The sequence below is a fragment of the Pseudomonas sp. Mn2068 genome (assembly GCF_049319725.1).
GTDB classification, from domain to species: domain Bacteria; phylum Pseudomonadota; class Gammaproteobacteria; order Pseudomonadales; family Pseudomonadaceae; genus Aquipseudomonas; species Aquipseudomonas gingeri.
Genome location: NZ_JBMOUG010000009.1, coordinates 170,351 through 188,777, shown reverse-complemented (window position 1 = coordinate 188,777; position 18,427 = coordinate 170,351). Strand labels below are relative to the sequence as shown.

At 64.2% G+C, this 18,427-nt stretch carries 11 protein-coding genes; 8 read left to right on the top strand and 3 right to left on the bottom strand.

The window, feature by feature from the left end; all coding sequences use genetic code 11:
* Positions 1-14: 14 nt before the first annotated feature.
* Both mgtA and ACL9RJ_RS21120 read right to left on the bottom strand, forming a co-directional pair.
* Complete coding sequence (gene mgtA, locus ACL9RJ_RS21125; RefSeq protein WP_103032527.1) at positions 15-2,780, bottom strand: magnesium-translocating P-type ATPase; 2,766 nt, start codon at positions 2,778-2,780, stop codon at positions 15-17.
* 248 nt (positions 2,781-3,028) lie between these two features.
* Positions 3,029-3,511 carry a sigma-70 family RNA polymerase sigma factor gene (locus ACL9RJ_RS21120; RefSeq protein WP_017125756.1) on the bottom strand — a complete coding sequence of 161 codons (483 nt, stop codon included), beginning with the start codon at positions 3,509-3,511 and terminating at the stop codon, positions 3,029-3,031.
* Between the two features lie 309 nt (positions 3,512-3,820).
* Here ACL9RJ_RS21120 and ACL9RJ_RS21115 point away from each other — a divergent pair, with 309 nt between their 5' ends.
* Genes ACL9RJ_RS21115 through ACL9RJ_RS21105 form a run of 3 tightly spaced genes read left to right on the top strand, consistent with a single transcriptional unit; the run spans position 3,821 to position 8,354 of the window.
* Entirely contained in the window at positions 3,821-4,993 is a 1,173-nt protein-coding gene (locus tag ACL9RJ_RS21115) for an efflux RND transporter periplasmic adaptor subunit (protein ID WP_422765633.1), read from the top strand.
* Entirely contained in the window at positions 4,994-6,967 is a 1,974-nt protein-coding gene (locus ACL9RJ_RS21110; RefSeq protein WP_017125754.1) for a MacB family efflux pump subunit, read from the top strand.
* A gap of 7 nt (positions 6,968-6,974) precedes the next feature.
* Entirely contained in the window at positions 6,975-8,354 is a 1,380-nt protein-coding gene (locus ACL9RJ_RS21105) for an efflux transporter outer membrane subunit (protein WP_017125753.1), read from the top strand.
* Between the two features lie 142 nt (positions 8,355-8,496).
* Here ACL9RJ_RS21105 and ACL9RJ_RS21100 read toward each other — a convergent pair whose 3' ends face one another.
* A complete protein-coding gene (locus tag ACL9RJ_RS21100) occupies positions 8,497-10,116 on the bottom strand; it encodes a hypothetical protein (protein WP_017125752.1) in 1,620 nt (539 codons plus the stop codon).
* 179 nt (positions 10,117-10,295) lie between these two features.
* Between ACL9RJ_RS21100 and pvdM the strand changes: the two genes are divergently transcribed.
* The 5 genes from pvdM (at position 10,296) to ACL9RJ_RS21075 (ending at position 18,415) form a co-directional block, all read left to right on the top strand.
* A complete protein-coding gene (pvdM, locus tag ACL9RJ_RS21095; protein WP_017125751.1) occupies positions 10,296-11,627 on the top strand; it encodes a pyoverdine-tailoring dipeptidase-like protein PvdM in 1,332 nt (443 codons plus the stop codon).
* 80 nt (positions 11,628-11,707) lie between these two features.
* Positions 11,708-12,982: an aminotransferase class V-fold PLP-dependent enzyme gene (locus ACL9RJ_RS21090; RefSeq protein ID WP_017125750.1), complete on the top strand. Its 1,275-nt coding sequence runs from the start codon at positions 11,708-11,710 to the stop codon at positions 12,980-12,982.
* Between the two features lie 56 nt (positions 12,983-13,038).
* On the top strand, positions 13,039-13,938 hold the full coding sequence (locus tag ACL9RJ_RS21085) for a formylglycine-generating enzyme family protein (protein WP_017125749.1): 900 nt from the start codon (positions 13,039-13,041) through the stop codon (positions 13,936-13,938).
* A 90-nt stretch (positions 13,939-14,028) separates the two neighbouring features.
* Positions 14,029-15,693 carry a cyclic peptide export ABC transporter gene (locus ACL9RJ_RS21080; RefSeq protein WP_017125748.1) on the top strand — a complete coding sequence of 555 codons (1,665 nt, stop codon included), beginning with the start codon at positions 14,029-14,031 and terminating at the stop codon, positions 15,691-15,693.
* A 262-nt stretch (positions 15,694-15,955) separates the two neighbouring features.
* Positions 15,956-18,415, top strand: a complete 2,460-nt coding sequence (locus tag ACL9RJ_RS21075; RefSeq protein ID WP_017125747.1) for a TonB-dependent siderophore receptor — start codon at positions 15,956-15,958, stop codon at positions 18,413-18,415.
* Positions 18,416-18,427 lie beyond the last annotated feature (12 nt).

Sequence of the window (18,427 nt, the reverse complement as noted above, 5' to 3'; positions counted from 1 at the left end):
GATCATGCTCCTGATTATTGCCAGCCGAACCTGCGGATATAGAACCCCTTCACCGCCTGCGTCAGCGCCATGTACGCCAGCAGGATCACCGGCAGGAACACGAAGTACAGCGACGGCAACGCCTGCAGCTTGAAGTAGTGCGCCAGCGGGCCCATCGGCAGGAAGATCCCCACCGCCATGATGATTGCCGTCATCGCCATCAGCGGCAGCGCCGCGCGGCTTTGCAGGAACGGAATCTTCGGCGTGCGGATCATGTGCACGATCAGCGTCTGGGTCAGCAGGCCGACCACGAACCAGCCCGACTGGAACAGGGTCTGGTGGTCCGGGGTATTGGCATCGAAGACATACCACATCAAGGCGAACGTGGTGATGTCAAAGATCGAACTGATCGGCCCGAAGAAGAACATGAAGCGACCGACATCCGCCGGCTGCCAGCGTTGCGGCTTACTCAGCATTTCCTGGTCGACATGGTCGAACGGAATGACGATCTGCGAGATGTCATACAGCAGGTTCTGCACCAGCAGGTGCATCGGCAGCATCGGCAGGAACGGGATGAAGGCACTGGCCACCAGCACCGAGAACACATTGCCGAAGTTCGAGCTGGCGGTCATCTTGATGTACTTGAGCATGTTGGCAAAGGTCCGGCGGCCTTCCAGCACGCCCTCCTCCAGCACCATCAGGCTCTTTTCCAGGAGGATGATATCCGCCGCTTCCTTGGCGATATCCACCGCGCTGTCCACCGAGATACCGATATCCGCGGTGCGCAGGGCCGGCGCGTCGTTGATGCCGTCGCCCATGAAGCCGACCACATGGCCATTGGCCTTGAGCAGGCGGACGATGCGTTCCTTGTGGGACGGGGTCAGCCTGGCGAACACGTTGGTGGTCTCGATCGCCTTGGCCAGCTGCTTGTCGCTCATGCGCTCGATATCGTTGCCCATCAGCAGGCCCTGCTGCTCCAGGCCGACCTCGCGGCAGATCTTCGCCGTCACCCGTTCGTTGTCGCCGGTCAGCACCTTCACCGCCACGCCGTGTTCGGCCAGGGCGCGCAGGGCCGGCGCGGTGCTGTCCTTGGGCGGGTCGAGAAAGGCCACGTAGCCGATCAGGGTCAGGTCCTGTTCATCCGCCAGGCTGTAGATATCGCCGCCGGCCTCCATGGCGCGCGCGGCCACGGCCACCACCCGCAGGCCTTCTTCGTTGAGCGCCGCGGTGACCTGGCGGATCCGCGCCAGCAGCGCGTCGGTCAACGGCTCCTCGGCATCGCCATGGCGCACCCGCGTGCACACCGCCAGCACTTCCTCGACCGCGCCCTTGCAGATCAGCAGGTGCGGATGGTCCTGCTCGACCACCACCACCGACATGCGCCGGCGGTTGAAGTCGAACGGGATCTCGTCGACCTTCTGGAACGCGGTGCCGACCTGCAGCTCGCGGTGCACTTCGACGTGTTCGAGCACGGCGACGTCCAGCAGGTTTTTCAGGCCGGTCTGGTAGTAGCTGTTGAGGTAGGCCATTTCCAGCACGTCCTCGGACTCTTCGCCCCAGACGTCGACATGCCGGGCCAGGAAGATCTTGTCCTGGGTCAGGGTGCCGGTCTTGTCGGTGCACAGCACGTCCATGGCGCCGAAGTTCTGGATCGCGTCCAGGCGCTTGACGATGACCTTCTTGCGCGACAGGAACACCGCGCCCTTGGCCAGGGTCGAGGTGACGATCATCGGCAGCATTTCCGGGGTCAGGCCGACGGCGATGGACAACGCGAACAGCAGCGCCTCCATCCAGTCGCCCTTGGTGAAGCCGTTGATGAACAGCACCAGTGGCGCCATCACGAACATGAAGCGGATCAGCAGCCAGCTGACCTTGTTGACCCCGTGCTGGAACGAGGTCGGCGCCCGGTCGGTGGCGCTGACGCGCTGGGCCAGGGCACCGAAGTAGGTGTTGTTGCCGGTGGTCAGGATCACGGCCGTGGCCGCGCCCGAGACCACGTTGGTGCCCATGAACAGGATATTGTCGAGATCCAGCGGGTTGGTGGTGCTGGGGTCGATCTGCCGCGGGAATTTTTCCACGGGCATCGATTCGCCGGTCATCGCCGCCTGGCTGACGAACAGGTCCTTGGCCGTCAGCACCCGGCAATCGGCGGGAATCATGTCGCCGGCCGAGAGCACGATCAGGTCGCCGGGCACCAGTTGCCTGATCGGCAGCTCGATGCGCTGGGCGCCCTGGATCTGCACCGCGGCCCCGTGGAACCTGCCGAACACCGGCGAGGTGTCGGCGGCGAAATCGCGGCGCATGACCGTCGCGGTGTTGCTGACCATCGCCTTGAGCGCATCGGCGGCCTTGTTCGACTTGGCCTCCTGCCAGAAACGCAGCAGGGTCGAGAGCACCACCATGGAGAAAATCACCGTGGCCGCCTTCAGGTCGTCGGTCAGCCAGGAGATCAGCGCCAGCAGGGTCAGCAGCAGGTTGAACGGATTCTTGTAGCAGTGCCACAGGTGGGTCCACCACGCCAGCGGCTGCTCGTGCTCGATCTCGTTGAGGCCGAACTTCTCGCGCAGGGCCTGGGCCTGGGCCTCGCTCAGGCCATCGGCATGGGCACCGAGGCGTTCCATCAGCCCGAGCGGATGGTCGTTGGCCGCCGTCGCCAGGGTCTGCGCCAGGGTCGGCGGGACCTCACGGCTGACGCTGGCGTCGGTGATGCTCTCGAACAGGGCCAGACGGCGGAAATGCCGGGCGAAATGCCGGGTCCGCAGGAAGCCGGCAAAGAATTCTTTCAACAGGGTGAGTTTCATGAATATCGCTTCTCGCTTTCGGGCGAGACAACGACAGGGAAGCTGCGCGTTATCTTGCCGAGACTGTGCCGGTCATGGAGACCGACCGCCTACTGCCACTCGAACAAGTGCCCACATGGGCCTCCGCGGGGGATGAAAACGCGCGAAGCTTACACTTCGTCATTTGCACGGGTAAACGGTAACGGCGTGTTTCACGGCGCTACCGAAAGATTCTTCAGGAAGGGTTCAGGTTGAGGGCGCGGGCCGCGTCATTCACGGTCCCACTGACGCATGCGCACGCGACAGTGTTTCATGGCATTGACGATATGTTTTTCCACCAGGCTGCGGGAAATGCCCAGGCGCTCGGCGATCTGCGGATGCGACAGGCCGTCGAGCTTGCGCAACAGGAAACTGTCGCGGCACAGGCTCGGCAACTCCGCCAGGGCCCGCTGCAACATGTCCAGGCGCAAACCATGGTCCAGCGAGGTTTGCGGGGAAGGACTGAAAAACCGCTCATCGCTGTCGAGCACTTCCAGCGACTCGTTCTGGCGCACGGCGTTGCGCCGATAGTCATCGATCACCAGGTTCAATGCCGTGCGATAGAGAAAGGCCCGCGGCTGTTCGATCGGCGTATCGCTGGAACGCTCCAGGACCCGCACATAGGCGTCATGCACCACGTCTTCGACACCATGACGATTGCCCATCTTGGCATTGAGGAAACACACCAGTTCGCGGTAGTAGTTTTCCAACATGACTCCTGTCCGCACAGTCGGCGGGAGCTGTCCTTGAAACCATCGACAAGGTCCGCGGCAAGGACGTCCCGATGATGTCAGTTTGAGGGGTCGTAATTTATAGTAATTCTCATATAGATTTAAAGTACCCCTGGGCAAAAGCCCGAAATGTTTCGAAAAAAAGCCCTGGGCAAAGGCTTAAATTACCGCGGCGAGCCCTCGTCTATTGGACAGCTTCCGTGTTTGTCGCCCGGCGACAACAAGCGCCGCCGGGCGAAACAGCCCCACCGGCGTGGCAACGGACCGACCTTCCACCGGCTGGAACCCTGCATGAAACGTCCCCGACGCACCCGACGCGCGCTGCTTGTCTCACTGTGCCTGATCCCTGTCGTTGCCTTCGCCGCCTGGCAGATCCTGCCGCCAGGGCGGGACAGGTTCGCCACCGTCACGGTGAACCGCGGCGATATAGAAAGCAGCGTGACCGCCCTCGGCACTCTGCAACCGCGCCGCTACGTCGACGTCGGCGCCCAGGCCTCCGGGCAGATCCACAAGATCCACGTTGAAGTCGGCGACCAGGTCAAGGAAGGCCAGTTGCTGGTGGAAATCGATCCGTCCACCCAGAAGGCCAAGCTGGACGCCGGGCGCTACTCCATCGAGAACCTCAAGGCCCAGCTCCAGGAACAACGTGCCCTGCACGACCTGGCCCGGCAGAAATACCAGCGCCAGCAGCAGCTCAATGCCGGCGGCGCGACCCGGGTCGAAGACGTGCAGAGCGCCCAGGCCGAAATGCGCACCACCCAGGCCCGCATCGACATGTTCCAGGCGCAGATTCTCCAGGCGCAGGCCAGCCTGCGCAGTGACGAGGCGGAACTGGGCTACACCCGTATCTACGCGCCCATGGCCGGCACGGTGGTCGCCCTCGACGCCCGGGAAGGCCAGACCCTCAATGCCCAGCAGCAGACCCCGCTGATCCTGCGCATCGCCAAGCTGTCGCCGATGACGGTCTGGGCCGAGGTTTCCGAGGCCGATATCGGTCACGTCAAGCCGGGCATGAACGCCTACTTCACCACTCTCAGCGGCGGCAACCGGCGCTGGAACAGCAGCGTGCGGCAGATTCTGCCGGTACCGCCCAAGCCGCTGGAGCAGACCAGCCAGAGCGGTGGCAGCCCCAACAGCAGCAGTAAAAGCGGGGCCGCCCGCGTGGTGCTCTATACCGTCCTGCTGGATGTCGACAATGCCGACCAGGCGCTGATGGCCGAGATGACCACCCAGGTCTTCTTCGTCGCCGACCGTGCGCAAAACGTCCTGACCGCGCCCATCGCCGCCCTGCAGGGCGGTGCGCAGCCCCATGTGCAGAGCGCACGCATGGTCAACGCCAAGGGCGAGATCCAGACCCGCGAAGTCCGTACCGGCATCAGCGACCGCCTGCGCATCCAGATACTCGACGGACTGGTCGAAGGTGACCACCTGCTGATCGGTCCGGCTGTCGGTAGCGGAGGCTGAATGCAAACGCCACTGATCGACCTGCAGGACATCCGCAAATCCTATGGGGGAGACGACAGCCCGCTGGTGGAAGTGCTGCGAGGCATCGACCTGTCGATCCATGCCGGGGAGTTCGTCGCCATTGTCGGCGCCTCCGGCTCGGGCAAATCGACGTTGATGAACATCCTCGGCTGCCTCGACCGCCCGACCTCCGGCAGCTATCGCTTCGCCGGCGAGAACGTCGCCGAACTCGACAGCGACGAACTGGCCTGGCTGCGCCGTGAAGCCTTCGGCTTCGTGTTCCAGGGCTATCACCTGATTCCTTCCGGCTCGGCCCAGGAAAACGTCGAGATGCCGGCGATCTATGCCGGCACGCCCGCCGCCGAACGCCATGCCCGGGCCGCCGCCCTGCTCGACCGGCTGGGCCTGGCGAGCCGCAGCGGCAATCGTCCGCACCAGCTGTCCGGCGGCCAGCAACAGCGGGTATCGATCGCCCGGGCCCTGATGAACGGCGGCCATATCATTCTCGCCGACGAACCCACCGGCGCCCTCGACAGCCACAGCGGCGCGGAAGTGATGACGCTGCTCGACGAACTGGCGAGCCAGGGTCATGTGGTGATCCTGATCACCCACGACCGGGAAGTCGCCGCCCGCGCCAAGCGCATCATCGAGATCCGCGACGGCCTGATCATCAGCGACACCGCGCGGCACAACCCCGAAGTCCAGCGCAGCGCCAACCCTTCCGCCCTGCAGGCCGTGGACCTGCGCCAACGCCTGAGCGATGGCAGCGAATACAGCGGCGCCTGGAAGAGCGAGTTGCTGGAGGCCGTGCAGGCAGCCTGGCGGGTGATGTGGATCAATCGCTTCCGCACCGCCCTGACCCTGCTCGGCATCGTCATCGGCGTCGCCTCGGTGGTGGTCATGCTGGCGGTCGGCGAAGGCAGCAAGCGCCAGGTCATCGCCCAGATGGGCGCCTTCGGATCGAACATCATCTACCTCAGCGGCGCGCCCTCCACCCCGCGCGCGCCCCTGGGCATCATCACCCTCGACGACGTGGCCGCGCTGTCGGCCCTGCCCCAGGTGAAAATGATCATGCCCGTCAATGGCAATGACGCGGTGGTGCGTTTCGGCAGCCTCGACCACACCGCCTATGTCGGCGGCAACGACACCCAGTTCCCGGCGATCTTCAACTGGCCGGTGGTCGAGGGCAGCTACTTCACCCAGGCCGACGCCAGCGCCGGGGCCGCCGTGGCGGTGATCGGCCACAAGATTCGCGAAAAGCTGTTCAAGGACATCCCCGATCCCATCGGCCAGTACATCCTCATCGAGAACGTGCCGTTCCAGGTAATCGGCGTGCTCCAGGAAAAAGGCGCCACCTCCGGCGAGACCGACAGTGACGAACGGGTCGCGATTCCCTACTCCGCCGCCAGCACACGCCTGTTCGGCACGCGCAATCCGGAATATGTGGCGATCGCCACCAGCGACGGACGCAACGTCAAGGAGGCCGAGCAGGCCATCGACCAGGTGATGCTGCGCATGCACAACGGCCGGCGGGATTTTCGCCTGACCAACAACGCCGCGATGATCCAGGCCGAAGCCCGCACCCAGAACACCCTGTCGCTGATGCTCGGCTCGATTGCCGCCATTTCCCTGCTGGTCGGCGGCATCGGCGTGATGAACATCATGCTCATGACCGTGCGCGAACGTACCCGGGAAATCGGCATCCGCATGGCCACCGGAGCCCGCCAGCGGGACATCCTGCGCCAGTTCCTGACCGAGGCGGTGATGCTCTCGGTGGTCGGCGGCCTCGCGGGCGTGGTATTGGCCCTGGGGGTTGGCGGCGTGCTGCTGCTGGGCAAGGTCGCGGTGGCGTTCTCCCTCGCCGCCGTGGTCGGAGCCTTTGCCTGTGCCCTGGTCACCGGTGTCATCTTCGGCTTCATGCCTGCCCGCAAAGCTGCCCGGCTCGACCCGGTTACGGCCCTTACCAGTGAATGATCGATCTATGAAGCCGCAACTCTCCCTGCTCACGGTCTGCCTGCTGCTCAACGCCTGCAGCGGCGCGCCGCCAGGTTCCAACAGCGGCCTGGTGCCGCCGGCCAACTGGCAGTTCGAACAACAACGCAGCACGCAACAGGACACCCGCCAGTGGTGGCGGCAATTCGGCAGCCCGGAGCTCGACCAGTTGATCGAGCAGGCCCGCCAGGGCAGCTACGATGTCGCCGCCGCCGTGGCCCGGGTCCGCCAGGCACAGGCCTCGGCCGTGATCGCCGGCGCGCCGCTGCTGCCGGAAGCCAAGCTGAGCCTCAATGCCAGCCGCAGCAAACTGCTGCACGGCAACGACAATGCCGACAGTGACAACAACAGCAAGAGTTTCGGTGCCAGTCTCAGCGCCAGCTACGAAGTGGATTTCTGGGGCGGCCTGGCCGCCGCCCGCGACAGCGCCCTGCAGAGCCTGCGCGCCAGTGAATTCGACCAGGCCACGGTGGAGCTGACCCTGCTGGGCGGCGTCGCCGATCAATACGCCCGGACCCTGTCCGCCCGTGAACAGGAGCGGATTGCCGAGTTGAACCTGATCAACGCGCAAAGCGTGCTCAGGCTGGTCCAGACCCGCTATGACTCGGGCTCGACCACCGCCCTGGAGCTGGCCCAGCAGAAAAGCCTGGTGGCCGCCCAGCAACGCCAGCTGCCGCTGATCCGGCAACAGGCCCGGGAGTCGCTGATCACCCTCGCGGCGCTGCTCGGCCAACCGGTGCAGGACCTGAAGATCGGCACCCAGGCCTTTTCCAGCCTGAACTGGCCGGTAATCGGTTCGGGAGTTCCCAGCGAACTGCTGAGCCGGCGTCCCGACATTGCCAGGGCCGAAGCCCAACTGGCGGCGGCGCAGGCCGATGTCACCGTGGCCCGGGCGGCGATGTTGCCGAAACTGACCCTGGGAGCCAGCCTGGGCTCGGAATCGACCATCGCCTCCGAGGCCCTGCGCACGCCGTTCTACAACCTGACCGCCGGCCTGGTGGCGCCCATCTTCAACAACGGCCGGCTGCGGGCCGAACGGGACAAAGCCACGGCCCGCCAGGAAGAATTGCTGGAAACCTATCGCGGCTCGATCGTCAATGGCTTCGCCGATGTCGAAAAGGCCCTGAACAGCATCAGCGGCCTGGACCAGCAACGACGCTGGCAGGATGAGGAACTGCAGCAGGCCAGGACGGCCTTCGAGATCTCCCAGAGCCGCTACCAGGCCGGCGCCGCCGACCTGCTCACCGTGCTGGAAACCCAGCGCACGCTCTACGCCGCCCAGGACCTCAACGTGCAACTGCGCCTGTCCCGACTGCAGGCCAGTATCGCGCTGTACAAGGCGCTCGGGGGCGGCTGGCAGGCGCCCTGACGGGCAAGCCCCCGCAAACTTGAAATACCCGCCCTTGAGGAGCCGGCCTGCCGGCGATGGCGCCCGAAAGAGCGCCTCAGGGCTCAAGGGCCCCATCGCTGCCCTGCCCGTCCCGACAAGCCGGCTACAACAGCGCCGCGACCTAGAACAAGCGGTCCTTGAACGACAGGTGACGGGCATACCAGGGACGTCGCGGAACCCGCCGCAACAGGTCGCCGACGCTTTTCTCCTCGGTAAAGGTGATCCGCAGCGCCAGCTTCATGGTTTCCGGATCCATCTCCACCGACTTGCCGACACTCAGGCCCGGCGTGGTGCTGCAACCATGGGTGCTCGGGCCGAGCCAGGGATCATCCACCTCGACCCAGCGTCCTGGTGCGAACCAGGGCACGCCATTGACCTCCAGGCGTGACACCTCGCCCGGATGAAAGCGCTCGTGGGCCCGAAACCAGTCTTCGATACGGTCATCGATCCAGCCGTGGAACAGCCAGAACACCGGGTTCACATGGGACGAGAACGGGTCGCCGAGAAAGTCGTTTTCCGGCTCGTACCAGCGCGGGGCAAAGTCCATGAATTCACGTGCCATCGGCACCGGCGCACTGTTGGAAGGATCACGGGCCACGGACGCCCAGCGCATGTGCAACCAGTCGTGCAGGCCCAGTTCCAGCTCGGAACCGAACTGGCCCAGGGTCAACTTCGACAGGTAGCGCGGATCGCCGTACTGCGATTCCCATACCTGGAAATTGCTGTGGTAGGTCTCGGCACTCTTGATGTCGCCGACCCACTTGCTGTAGTCATCGTCATCCTCGGCCAGCCAGGTCGGCGGTACCGACCAGCCGTCGTGGTTGTCGAAGTACCGGGCGAAACCGGCCCGATCGCGTTCCAGCTCGGGCTGGGGCTGCGGGAAGCGGGTCCACGAGGGCAGCGCCTGGTACTGGCGCGCCGCCCGCAGCATGTGCCGGTGCATGAAGAAGAAGTCGATGCCCGAACCGTTGCGGTCCTTGCGTGGCCCCCGGGCGTCGCGCTCCTTGTCCCGCGGACCGGGCTGCCAGCCGATCCCGCGCAAGCCGTTGCGCTTGTCTTCGGACAAGGTGTGCCATTTGTCCCGGGTGGCGTGCCAGAGCTGGTGAAACAGGCGGTGCTCGGGCGACACCAGCGAGGCCAGCAACGGCGCCCCGAGGGCGATCCGCTCACGGGCCTCGGGGAAGACCTGCTTGCTGGCGACGAGACGATTATCCAGTTGCCGCAACGCCAGCGGGCGGTCGAGACGATCGATGCGACCGCTGAGCGTGCCGGTGCCGGCATTGCCATAAGTGGCCCAGACTTCATCCAGGGTCAGGCTGAGCTCGTACTCGGGGATGTCCTGCCCGACACGGATCAGACGCCAGAACAGGCGGGCTCCGTCGGCGACCGCCAGATCGCCCAGCAGGCGAAAGCGCGGTTCGGCGTCACTACGCAGGGCCTCGGCGGTATCGATGAAACCGCGCACCCCCCGCCCCCGCGGGGCAATATCGACAAACAGTTCCAGCCCCTTGAGCGGCAAACCGTCAAGACCGCCATCGCGCCCCTCAAAACGCAGGCTCCAGACCCCGCGCAACTGGTTGGCCAGGCGCTGGCCAGCGGTGTCGGGCAGATCGACCGTGGCCTCGCCCGGGGTAATCGGGTCATCCTCCCGCGTCAGTTCACGGTGCGCATAATAAGCCGCGGGGATGGCGGCGCCGGTCAGCGCCAGGCCCGCTATGAACCCTCGTCGAGAAATCGTCATCGCCCTACCTGTGTCAGCCCTGAAGCAGGCTTTATCCAAGCTAGAACGTTGCACCCGCGGGGAAATTTAGCCCGCGACAGGCCACCCGGGGCCTAAATTGCGTGCCCCTCCACTCGTTCTTCCCAGATAGCGAAGGCCCTTGTGCCTGCCTGTGACCTGCGAACCAGAATGAGATGGCAATGACAAAACCGCGTTCGAAAAAGGCTCTCTATATCGGCCTGCCCCTGGCCCTGGCCATTTCCGCTGCGGCGGCCTACCTGACCTGGGACTACTGGCCCAATCCGGGTTACTCGCTCAAGGTCATGAAACAGGCGGACGAACTCCAGGACCGGATCATTTCCTTCGACAGCCACATCACCGTGCCCCTGACCTTCGGCACCGAAGGCCGCGAGGCCGACAAGGACGGTTCCGGCCAGTTCGACCTGGTGAAGGCCGCTCGCGGGCGCCTGTCGGGCGCGGCACTGACGGTGTTCGGCTGGCCGGAAATCTGGAACGGGCCGAATGCGCCACACCGTCCGACGGCGGGCTTCGTCGACGAGGCGCGCAAGCAGCAGGAAGTGCGCTACAAGATCATCACCGGCATGGTCCGCGATTTTCCCAACCAGGTAGGGATCGCCTATACCCCCGACGACATGCGGCGCCTGCACGGCGAAGGCAAGTTCGCGATATTCATCAGCATGCTCAATGCCTATCCGCTGGGCCATGACCTCGACCTGCTGGACACCTGGACCGCGCGCGGCATGCGCATGTTCGGCTTCAGTTATGTCGGCAATAACGACTGGGCCGATTCCTCGCGCCCGCTGCCGTTCCTCAACGATACCCCCGACGCCCTCGACGGCCTGTCCGATATCGGCAAGCAGGCCGTGCACCGCCTCAACGACCTCGGGGTGATCATCGATGTCTCGCAGATGTCGACCAGGGGCCTGGAGCAGGTCAGCCAGTTGAGCCGCACGCCGATGGTCGCCTCGCATTCGGCGCCACGGGCCCTGGTGGATATCCCGCGCAACCTCAGCGACAAGGAAATGCAACTGATCAAGAACAGCGGCGGCGTGGTCCAGATCGTCGCCTTCCCGGCCTATCTGCGCCCCCTGAGCCAACCCACCCAGGACAAGCTCAATGCCCTGCGCAAGCGCTTCGACCTGCCGCCACTGCCCAACCTGGCCATGGCCCTGATGCCCGGCGATCCGATCATCACCGTCTGGCCCGAGCAACGCTTCGGCGAGTACGCCAGCGCGCTCTACGCCATTCTCGACCAGGAGCCCAAGGCTGACCTCAAGGACTTCGGCAATGCCATCGACTACGCCGTGAAGAAGATCGGCATCGACCATGTGGGCATCAGCTCCGACTTCAACGACGGCGGCGGCATCGACGGCTTCAAGGATGTCAGCGAGGCCCGCAACGTGACCGCCGAGCTGCTTGAGCGCGGCTACTCCGAGGCCGATATCGCCAAGCTCTGGGGCGGCAACTTCCTGCGGGTCTGGGACGAGGTGCAAAAGGCCGCCAGACGCTGATCTCGAGATCGCCGCAAAGGTGGCGGGCAGGCTTGCCCACCCGCCGCCCAACCACCCTGACAGCTCAAGTGAACGCTCCCATGACTGACCGCAGAACCTTTCTCAAACAGGCCGGTGTACTCGCCGCCAGCCTGCCACTCGGTGTGAGCCTGACAGCCCGGGCGGCCAGCACGCCGCCCCTGCCCCGGGACAAATGGGCACAGCTGCGCCTGCTGTTCGACCAGGATCCCGACTACCTGCACTTCTCCAACTTCCTGGTCACCTCCCACCCCAAGCCGGTGCGTGACGCCATCGAACTGCACCGCGCGGCACTCGACCGCAACCCCGGCCTAGCGATGGACTGGGACCTGGAGGAAACCTGGAAGCGCGAAGGCCAGGTCCGGCTCGCCGCCGGCCGCTACCTGAAGGCCAGGCCGGGGCAGATCGCCCTAACCGGCAGCACCACCGAAGGCCTGGCGATGATCTACGGCGGCATTCATGTGCGTCCCGACCAGGAAATCCTCACCACCGAGCACGAGCACTACTCGACCCGCAACATCCTGCGGTTGCGCACCGAACGCGAAGGCACCCAGGTGCGCAAGATCAGCCTGTTCAAGGACGCCCACCAGGTCTCAGCCGATGAAGTGCTCGGCAACATCGCCCGCGCGATCAAGCCGCAAACCCGTGTCCTGGGCATGACCTGGGTGCAGTCGGGCAGCGGCGTCAAGCTGCCGATCGGCGAGATCGGCAAGCTGGTGGCCGAACAGAACCGCAACCGCGACGACAAGGACAGAATCCTCTACGTGGTCGACGGCGTGCATGGCTTTGGCGTGGACAACCTCGACTTCCCGGACATGCACTGCGACTTCTTCATCGCCGGCACCCACAAGTGGATGTTCGGCCCGCGCGGTACCGGGATCGTCTGCGCCCGCTCGGAAGAAGTACGCGACGTCACGCCCCTGGAACCGACCTTCTCCGAAGACACCAACTTCGCCACCTCCATGAGCCCCGGCGGCTATCACGCCTTCGAACACCGCTGGGCCCTGGACAAGGCTTTCGACTTGCACATGGAACTGGGCAAGGCCGATGTCCAGGCGCGGATCCATGCCCTCAACAGCGACCTCAAGCAGCGCCTGCAAGCCGATTCGCGGATCGAGCTGGTGACGCCCATGAGCCCCGAACTGTCAGCCGGCTTCAGCTTCTTCCGGGTCAAGGGCCAGGACAGCGACAAGGTCGCCGCCTACCTGATGAAGAACAAGGTGGTGGTCGACGCGGTGGATCGCGATGTCGGGCCGGTCGTGCGCACGGCGCCGGGCCTGCTCAATACCGAAGCCGAGCTTGATCGCTTCATGACCCTGCTCGGCAAACAGTCATGAGCACCGCGCCCCCCCCGACACCTTCAGACTTCTGTTCCTTGCCTGCGAGAAATCCGATGAAATCCAACCTGCTCACTGTCCGGCCTCGCGCCTGCCTCTGGTCCGCCCTGACCCTCGGTACCCTGCTCGGCGCCTGGCTGCCGGGCGTCACGCTCGCCGCCACCGCGCCACTGCCGGGCAAGGTGTTCAAGGACTGCAAGGACTGCCCGGAAATGGTCGTGCTGCCGGCCGGCACCTACACCATGGGCTCGCCCGAGGACGAACTCGGCCGCGAGCCGGACGAGGGGCCGATGCACGAAGTCACGTTCAAGAAGGCCTTCGCCATCAGCCGTTTCCAGGTGCTGAGCGGCGAGTGGAACGCCTACATCCGCAGTTCGGGCTACAAGATGCCCGACGGCGATGACCGGCCTGGCCGCGAATGCCTCGCCGGCCAGCCGCGCTATCCCATGAGCGACCGCCAGCCGGCGGTGTGCATGGATTTCCACGAAGCCCAGGCCTACACCGAGTGGCTCTCGAAAAAGACCGGCAAGGCCTATCACCTGGTCAGCGAAGCCGAGCGCGAATATGCCGTGCGCGGTGGCAGCACGGGGCCGTTCCCCTTCCCGTTCGATGAAGGCAAGGAATACAGCATCGCCAAGCACGCCAACACCTACGGTCCGGCGGACGGCTTCAGCTACACCTCGCCGGCCGGCAGCTTCCCGCCCAACGCCTTCGGTGTCTACGACGGCCACGGCAATGTCTGGGAATGGACCGCCGACTGCTATGTCGACACCTACAAAGGCGCCCCGACCGATGGCAGCCCGCGACTCGACAGCCAGGAATGCGAGGAGCGCCGTTCGATTCGCGGCAATGACTGGACCGAAGCGCCGATCTTTTCCCGTTCCGGCAACCGCAACGAACGCAGCGCGATCACCCGCGGCGACTGGCTGGGCTTTCGGGTTGCCCGCGAGCTCTGACGCTAAATCACGGCCAGACCCTCTCGTCCTTTAAGAGATCAAGGCGCCGCCCCACCCGGCGGCGCCGACGAACCATCACGAGTAGACCCCATGACCCTCCAAGCACAAAGCCTCGCCCAGGAAACCCTGAGGATCCTCAAGCCTTTCTGGCTACTGGTCGCGCTCTCGGCCGCGCTGGGGATTGTCAGTGGCCTCAGTGTCACGGCGCTGCTGGCGACCATCAACAGCGCCATGAACGCGGTCGGCGGCCCGGATACCCATACCGCCCTGCTGTTCGGCGGGCTGTGCCTCCTGACCCTGGCCTGCTCCACCGTCTCCAACCTGCTGACCAACTATGTCGGCCAGCGGGTGGTCGCCAAGCTGCGCCGCGAACTGGCCGCCAAGGTCCTGGTGGCCCCCATCGAGCAACTGGAGCGCTACCGCGCCCACCGGCTGATCCCGGTGCTGCTCAATGATGTCGGCACCATCAGTTCCTTTGCCCTGTCGGTGGCACCGATGGTGATTTCCTTCACCGTGACCATCGGCTGCCTGTCCTACCTGGCGATGCTGTCCTGGCAGATCCTGCTGCTGACCGTGCTGACCGTGATCATCGGGACCGGCGCGCAGTTCCTCGCCCACCGCTTCGGCATGCGCAGCATTCTCAAGGCCCGGGACGGCGAAGACGACCTGCAGAAGCATTACCAGGCGATTTCCGGCGGGGCCAAGGAACTGCGGATCCAGCGCAAGCGCCGCCAGCACATGCTCGACGAGCAGATTCACGGCACCACCGAACGCATCTGCAAGGCCAACATCCGCGCGGCGAACATCTTCGTCAGCGCGGAAACCTTCGGGTCGATGCTGTTCTTCGCCGTCATCGGTATCGCCATCGCCTTCCAGGCGCTCTGGCCCACCACCGACAAGACCGTGCTCGGCGGCTTCGTGCTGGTCATGCTGTACATGAAGGGTCCGCTGGAACAGTTGATCAACACCCTGCCGAGCATCAGCCGCGCCGAGATCGCCTTCCGCCGTATCGCCGAGCTGTCGTGGCGTTTTTCTTCCCCGGAACCGCACCTGCTGGTCAGCGACCGCGCCGTCGATCCGGCCCCGCTGCAAAGCATCGAACTGCACCAGCTGCGCTATGACTACCCGCAGGTCGAAGGCAGCCAGGCCTTCCACCTGGGGCCGGTGAGCCTGACCATCCAGCAAGGCGAAATCCTGTTCATCGTCGGCGAGAACGGTTGCGGCAAGACCACCCTGATCAAGCTGCTGCTGGGCCTGTATACCCCGCAGCAGGGCGAGATCCGCCTCAACGGCAAGGCAGTCACCGCCGAGGGCCTGGACGACTACCGGCAGCTGTTCACCACCATCTTCGCCGACTACTACCTGTTCGACGAAGTGACCCAGGGCAGCAACCCGTTGCCGCCGGAATCGATCAAGTACCTGGAACGCCTGGATATCGCCCACAAGGTCAGCATCCGCGACGGCAGCTTCACCACCACCGACCTGTCCACCGGCCAGCGCAAGCGCCTGGCCCTGATCAACGCCTGGCTCGACCAGCGTCCGGTGCTGGTGTTCGACGAATGGGCCGCCGACCAGGATCCGGCCTTCCGCCGGGTGTTCTACACCGAGTTGCTGCCGGAGCTCAAACAGCAGGGCAAGACCATCATCGTGATCTCCCACGACGACCGCTACTTCTCGGTCGCCGACCAGCTGGTGCGGATGCAGGCCGGGCAGATCCAGGTCGAGCGCGTCGAGCGGCAAGCCCTGCCGGCCTGATCACCGAGTGCCCTCGCTCCCGTGCGTGCCACGCGGGAGCAACCCCGCCCTAAATTTCCCCGCGCCCGTTTCGTTCTTCCCTATAGCCAACGACCCGACAGTCCCCTCCGGCCCTGCGTCCACCGCGCAGGCGCCATGGAAGAAAGCCCCCTCAGCGAATTTTTTCTTCTTTTTTTTCCGATTTTGTCGAGCCGGTGCGTCTTCTTCTCAAGTGATAACAATTCCTACTCGCTTCTCCGACACTTTAAAAAGAGCTGAAACAATGCCGAAAACACACCGACTGACCCCTTTGAGCAAAGCGTTGCTGGTTCGCCAGCTCTTCTGCTCGCCTGTTTCGCTCAGCGCCATGGGGATGGCGCTGGCACTGCCGATGGCCGCCCAGGTCCAGGCCCAGGAGTTCGAGTTCAACATTCCGGCGCAGTCGCTGGCGAGCGCCCTGCAGGAACTGGGGCGCCAGGGCAATATCCAGGTGCTGTACAACCCGGAGCGGGTCAAGGGACTGCAAGGTGGCGCGGTAAAGGGCAAGCTGACTCCCGGCCAGGCGGCCAGTGAGCTGCTGAAGAACAGCGGTGTGAACTACAGCATGCAGGGCGATACGCTGACCCTGAGCAACGCCCCCGCCACCGGCGCCAGCTCGGGCGTGAACCTGGCGGCCACGACCATCGGCGGCCAGATGCTCGGCACCAGCACCGACGGCACCGGCTCCTACACCACAGGCGCGGTGACCATCGGCAAGACGCCCCACACCCTGCGCGAGATCCCGCAATCGGTGACGGTGGTCACCCGCCAGCAGATGGACGACAAGAACCTCACAAAGCTCGATGAGGTACTGGCCCAGACCACTGGTATCACCCGCTCCAACCGCAACTTCGGCGGTAACGTATTCAACTCCCGGGGTTTCACCCTGGAAGACGACAGCTATCTGATCGATGGCGTACCGGGACTGGCCTATAATCTCACTGGCTGGCTACGTCCCGACATGGCGGTATTCGACCGTGTCGAAGTCTTGCGGGGCTCCGCGGGTCTGCTAGTGGGGGTCGGTAATCCAGGCGGCGCGGTGAACCTGGTGCGCAAGCGCCCTACCGCCGATCCGCGCTTCTCGATCAGCACCAGCGCCGGTTCCTGGGACAACTACCGCATGGACCTGGACGGCAGCGGCCGGCTGAACGATCAAGGCACCCTGCGCGGTCGCGCCGTAGTCGCCTACGAGGATCGCGGTTACTTCCAGGACGGCCTCAACTCCCAGACCCCGTTGCTGTACGGGATCGTCGAAGCCGATCTGAACGACGCCACCACCCTGGCCGTCGGCCTGCGTCACCAGCGTACGATCTACGAGGGTTATACGATCTACGGTCTACCCCGCTACACCGACGGACACGCCCTCGATGTCTCACGCTCCACCTCTCTGGGCCAGGACTGGAACCGCCACGAAATCGAAGTCAACGAAGTCTTCGCCGACCTCGAGCACCATATCAACGATAACTGGACCTCCAAATTATCGGTAACTCAGTCAGAAAGCATGTTCAACCAACGCGTAGCTTATGCTCAAGGCGCCGTCGACCCTGTCACCTTGAGCAACACAGAGCTGAGCGCCACGCAGTTCCGACGCGAGTACATCACCAGCAAGGGAATTGACGGACACGTCTCGGGCAACTTCGACGCCTTCGGTTTGACTCATGAGTTGATGGTGGGCGCGAACTGGTCGCAGCAACATACCCTGAGCAAGCAAGCCCAGACTGATATCGGCCTGCCAATCAACGTATTCGACCCCAACCACAATCTCATCCCCAAGCCACAGCAGCCGGCCTGGCAGAGTCTGGATGACATCACCCAGCGCCAATATGGCCTCTACAGCACTCTGCGCCTGCGTCTGGCCGAACCCCTGAGCCTGGTACTCGGCGGCCGTCTGAGCTGGTACAAGAACGACAATACTCGGGATGACTACACTGCCACCCCAACGTCAGTCACTACCAACAACTACCGCGAAGACAAGAAATTCACGCCGTTCGCCGGACTTATCTACGACCTGAACGAGCAATGGTCGTGGTATGCCAGTTATGCGGATATCTTCCGTCCACAAAGCAACTACCGCGACGAGTCTGGCAAAGGCTTGGACCCGACCACCGGTTCCAACTATGAAACAGGTATCAAGGGTGCACTGTACGACGGGCGCCTGAATCTGTCGGCAGCGGTCTTTTATATCAAGCAAAAAGACCTGTACCGTGCAGTAGAGAACGTCAGTTGCCCACAGTTCAACGCCGACGGTTCGTGCTACGAGAACGGTCCACCCAGCACCAGCAAGGGTGTAGAACTCGAAGCGAGCGGCGAGATCGCCACCGGCTGGCAGATGGCGGCCGGTTACACCTACAACATCACCCGTGGCGACGACGGCAAATCCATCGACGCGGAAACCCCGAAACATATGCTGCGCGTTTCCACCATGTACAACCTGCAAGGCGACCTGAATCGCCTGAGCGTCGGCGGTGGTGTTTCGACCCAGAGCGGCTACTCGTCGCAGTACCAAGGCCAGACCGTCGCCAACCCTGGCCGTGCAATCTGGGATGCCCGCACGGCCTACAAGCTGGACGATCACTGGAAACTGTCGTTCGACCTGAAGAACGTCTTCGACAAGAAGTACTACGAAGCCACCGGCGAGTTGCGTCGCGGCAGCTACTACGGCGAACCGCGCAACTTCATGGTCACCCTGCGTGGCGACTTCTGACTGAAGGCGGCG